This window comes from Xenorhabdus sp. PB61.4 (assembly GCF_963894935.1).
Classification (GTDB): Bacteria; Pseudomonadota; Gammaproteobacteria; order Enterobacterales; family Enterobacteriaceae; genus Xenorhabdus; species Xenorhabdus stockiae.
Genome location: NZ_CAWQJR010000077.1, coordinates 1 through 4,601, shown reverse-complemented (window position 1 = coordinate 4,601; position 4,601 = coordinate 1). Strand labels below are relative to the sequence as shown.

Genomic DNA, 4,601 nt, shown 5'->3' with positions numbered 1-4,601 from the left:
AATTTCTTTTACTTAATTTGATTAAATGATTTTTCTAAGTTAAATGTTAACTAAATTCATCCCTGAACAACTTTATGGATAAATTAGATAGAATTGTTCCATGAAAGTCATTAATCAACAAGGATTAATAAATTTCTAATTAATGGATTATCATTCGATTTTTTGTTTATTTTATAAGATAAAATTAACTGCTCTTGAACGGAGGATTTTCTATATTTATCAGAATGGGGCAATCGATGATGAGTTTTGGCAAAATATCAGGTAGTAAACAATGGGTAACTGAAGAGGTTATTTTGAGATATGAAACTGGCTGCAACCCGTGACTGAGCCAGTTACAATTTAGAACGATTAATTCTGTGGAATAAGAAATATGTTTAATTTAGTAAATAACCTGATGGCCATAGCTCATCAGGATCTCTTTTACTCTTTCCATCGTCTCTTTCGACGGTGGTTTTACGTCTTCGAGCTTATATTCTTCACCCATAGCAATCCATTTATGTTTACCCAGTTCATGATAGGGAAGTAACTCAATTTTTTCGATATTCTTCATATCATTGGTGAACTCTCCCAGCATATGGACAGATTCGTCGTCATCTGACCATCCGGGAACAACGACATAACGGATCCATGTTTTTTGATTGCGTTTTGCCAGATAACGAGCAAATTCGAGTGTTCGGTGATTGGAAACGCCAACCAGTTCCCGGTGGATATCATCGTTAAGGTGTTTCAGATCCAGCATGACTAAATCGGTATCATCCAGTAGCTCATCAATCACCGGCTCATAGCGGCGGACAAAGCCATTGGTGTCTAAACAAGTATGAATCCCCTCGGCGTGGCAGGCTCTGAACCAGTCACGAACGAATTCAGCCTGAAGGATTGCTTCCCCACCAGAAGCTGTCACTCCACCTCCGGAGGCATTCATAAAATGACGATAAGTTGTCGCTTCTTTTATAAGTTCTTCGACTGTTACCGCTTTACCAGTGTGAGTGTCCCATGTATCGCGATTATGGCAATAAAGGCAACGCATCAGGCAACCCTGAAAAAATACAATAAAACGAATACCCGGGCCATCAACGGTTCCGCAGGATTCAAAAGAGTGGATACGGCCAAGTACGGGCATGGGAAGATCTCTCCAAAAACTGACAGGATAATAAAGGCCCCGGTTGCAAAGGGGCCTTGAAGTGTAAGCTGTTTCATTTCATCAAAATTGTCTTGTTAAAACAATGACATTTTTGAGGTAATACGCAGCAGGATGTTTACATTGTCTGGGTAAATGTACGGGTAATAACATCCTGTTGCTGTTCTTTAGTCAGAGAGTTAAAGCGTACAGCATAGCCGGATACACGGATTGTCAATTGAGGATATTTCTCAGGATTTTCCATAGCATCCAGTAACATCTCGCGGTTCATGACGTTAACATTCAGGTGTTGACCACCTTCAATATTGCTGGCTTCATGGTGGAAATAACCATCCATCAGAGCTGCCAAGTTGGCTCTGCGCACGTCATCATTTTTACCTAACGCATTAGGCACGATGGAGAAGGTATAAGAAATACCATCTTTTGCGTAAGCAAATGGCAGTTTAGCCACTGAAGTGAGTGAAGCAATCGCTCCTTTCTGGTCACGCCCATGCATTGGGTTAGCACCCGGACCGAATGGTGCACCTGCACGACGTCCATCTGGCGTGTTACCGGTTTTTTTACCATAAACAACGTTAGAAGTAATAGTTAACACAGACTGAGTTGGAGTTGCATTGCGATAGGTTTGTAACTTCTGAATTTTCTTCATGAAGCGTTCAACCAAATCACAAGCGATATCATCAACACGTGCGTCATTATTACCAAACTGTGGATATTCACCTTCAATTTTGAAATCAACAGCCAGACCGTTTTCGTCACGGATTGGAGTTACTTTTGCATATTTGATCGCGGATAAAGAATCGGCTGCTACAGATAATCCTGCGATACCACATGCCATTGTACGGTGAACATCACGATCATGAAGTGCCATTAAAGAAGCTTCATAGCTGTATTTATCATGCATATAGTGAATGATATTCAGCGCGGTGACATACTGTTTTGCCAGCCAGTCCATAAAGTGATCCATACGTTCGGTGACGGTGTCATAATCCAAAACGTCATCTTTTATTGGCTCTTCTTTTGGACCAACCTGCATTTTCAGTTTTTCATCCATACCGCCGTTGATGGCATACAGCATGGTTTTTGCCAGGTTTGCGCGAGCACCGAAGAACTGCATTTGTTTACCAACAATCATCGGGCTGACACAACATGCAATAGCATAATCATCGCTGCTGAAATCAGGACGCATCAAGTCATCGTTTTCATATTGCAGAGATGAGGTATCAATGGATACTTTTGCTGCGTATTTTTTGAAATTAGCAGGCAGTTTTTCAGACCACAGGATGGTCATGTTAGGTTCCGGAGATGGTCCCATTGTGTACAGGGTATTCAGGAAACGGAAACTGTTTTTGGTAACAAGAGTACGACCGTCCAGCCCCATCCCTGCGATGGACTCAGTTGCCCAAATCGGGTCGCCGGAGAACAGCTCATCGTATTCTGGAGTACGCAGGAAGCGAACCATGCGTAGCTTCATGACCAAATGGTCGATCAGTTCTTGCGCGTCTTGCTCTGTCAGTTTTCCTGCATGTATATCGCGCTCGATGTAGATATCCAGGAAGCTGGATACACGACCGAAAGACATCGCAGCACCATTTTGGGATTTTACTGCCGCCAGATAAGCGAAATAAGTCCACTGTACTGCTTCTTTGGCATTAGTCGCCGGGGCAGAGATATCGTAGCCATATTTAGCGGCCATCTCTTTAATCTGGCCTAGAGCGCGATACTGCTCTGAAATTTCTTCACGCAGGCGGATAGTTGCTTCAAGGTCTTCGCCGTTTTCCAGTTTTTCCTGCAATGAAGTGAATTGTGCATATTTTTCATCACGCAAAAAATCAATACCGTACAGAGCAACACGACGATAATCACCGATGATACGACCACGACCGTAAGCATCTGGCAAACCTGTCAATACACCTGATTTACGGCATTTCAGAATATCAGGGGTATAAACATCAAATACACCCTGATTGTGAGTTTTACGGTATTCAGTAAAAATTTGTTTTAGTTTCGGATCCAGTTCCCGATCATATACCTTGCAGGAACCTTCAACCATTTTGATCCCGCCGAATGGGATAATGGCACGTTTCAGAGGCGCTTCAGTTTGTAGGCCAACAATTTGTTCCAGAGTTTTTTCAATATAACCAGCATCATGGGAGGTTATTGTAGACGCAACGTTAGTATCAAAATCAACCGGCGCATGAGTGCGGTTTTCAATTTTGATACCTTCCATGACTTTTTCCCACAAAATATCTGTCGCTTTTGTGGCACCCGCAAGGAATGATTCATCACCTTCATACGGAGTATAGTTTTTCTGAATAAAGTCACGAACATTGACTTCATTCTGCCAGTTACCCTCGTTAAAGCCTTGCCATGCTACGGAGAATTTTTCATTTAACTCGGACATGATATTTTTACCTTTTAACAGTAGAACTTGTAAAAAATTGGGTGTGGAAGCAAATGAAGATCAGCGGCTGCCACGTAAATAAATGAACCAGTAAGTCAACCCAACCAATATCGAACCGCCGATGATGTTACCTATCGTTACAGGGATCAGATTATCAGTAATGAAATTTGAAATTGTCAGTTGGGGAAATTGCTCTGGTGTTGCTCCGACTTTTTCCCAAAACTCAGTTGGAGCGAATTCTTTAATAACAATCCCGAAAGGAATTAAAAACATGTTAGCAATGCTGTGTTCAAAGCCGCTGGCAACGAACATACCAATTGGCAGAATTAATGCAGATAATTTATCAATAAGGCTGCGACCTGCGTAGCTCATCCAGACCGCAAGGCATACCATCAGGTTAGCCAGAATACCTAAACATAAAGCCTCGACAAAGGTATGGTGCATTTTATGGTCAGCGACCTGTAATACATTCAGTCCCCAGAAGCCATTGGCAACGGCATATTGGCCTGATAGCCACATTAAGGTGACGAAAAACAAGGCTCCGATTAGATTACCGATATAAACGTGTAGCCAGTTTCTGAACATTTGTGACCAGGTAATACGACCAGTTGCTTTCGAAACAATAGTTAACACTGTGGAAGTGAAGAGGTCGACACCAAATACGACAACCAGCATCAGCCCTAAAGAGAAACATACTCCACCGGTTAATTTTGCTAAACCATAGGGAATAGAAGAAGTTCCTGTTGTAGCCGTAATATAAAAAACAAATGCAATGGAAATAAATACACCAGCCATAATTGCTGATAAATAAGTCACTGCTGGATTTTTGTTGACTTTATAGACACCACTATCATCAGCAATTTGTGCCATTACAGCAGGTGGAAATAGGTTAAAAGTGTCGTCAGTTTTCATACTAACACTCTCTTTATCTTAGGTTAATTATAGCACGTAATGATAGTAACAAACGGACACTGACATGAATTTGATATGGATCATATTAAATTGAAAGTTCAGTGAGATATGACCAGCTAAATAACGTTTTTCGATTCTAACAAATTG

General features: G+C 41.5%; 3 protein-coding genes. All 3 read right to left on the bottom strand.

Annotated features, from left to right (window positions below):
* Positions 1-379: 379 nt before the first annotated feature.
* The gene (gene pflA, locus AACX68_RS05295; protein ID WP_228860777.1) at positions 380-1,120 is read right to left on the bottom strand and encodes a pyruvate formate lyase 1-activating protein; all 741 of its coding nucleotides are present in this window, start codon (positions 1,118-1,120) and stop codon (positions 380-382) included.
* A gap of 136 nt (positions 1,121-1,256) precedes the next feature.
* Entirely contained in the window at positions 1,257-3,542 is a 2,286-nt protein-coding gene (pflB, locus tag AACX68_RS05290) for a formate C-acetyltransferase (protein ID WP_228860776.1), read from the bottom strand.
* Positions 3,543-3,602: 60 nt separating this feature from the next.
* The gene (gene focA / locus AACX68_RS05285; protein ID WP_228860775.1) at positions 3,603-4,454 is read right to left on the bottom strand and encodes a formate transporter FocA; all 852 of its coding nucleotides are present in this window, start codon (positions 4,452-4,454) and stop codon (positions 3,603-3,605) included.
* Positions 4,455-4,601: the final 147 nt, after the last annotated feature.

What these genes read in the sequence shown, in the direction of transcription:
- pflA (WP_228860777.1), bottom strand. Translation starts at nt 1,120, where the DNA reads ATGCCCGTACTTGGCCGTATCCACTCTTTTGAATCCTGCGGAACCGTT.
- pflB (WP_228860776.1), bottom strand. Translation starts at nt 3,542, where the DNA reads ATGTCCGAGTTAAATGAAAAATTCTCCGTAGCATGGCAAGGCTTTAAC.
- focA (WP_228860775.1), bottom strand. Translation starts at nt 4,454, where the DNA reads ATGAAAACTGACGACACTTTTAACCTATTTCCACCTGCTGTAATGGCA.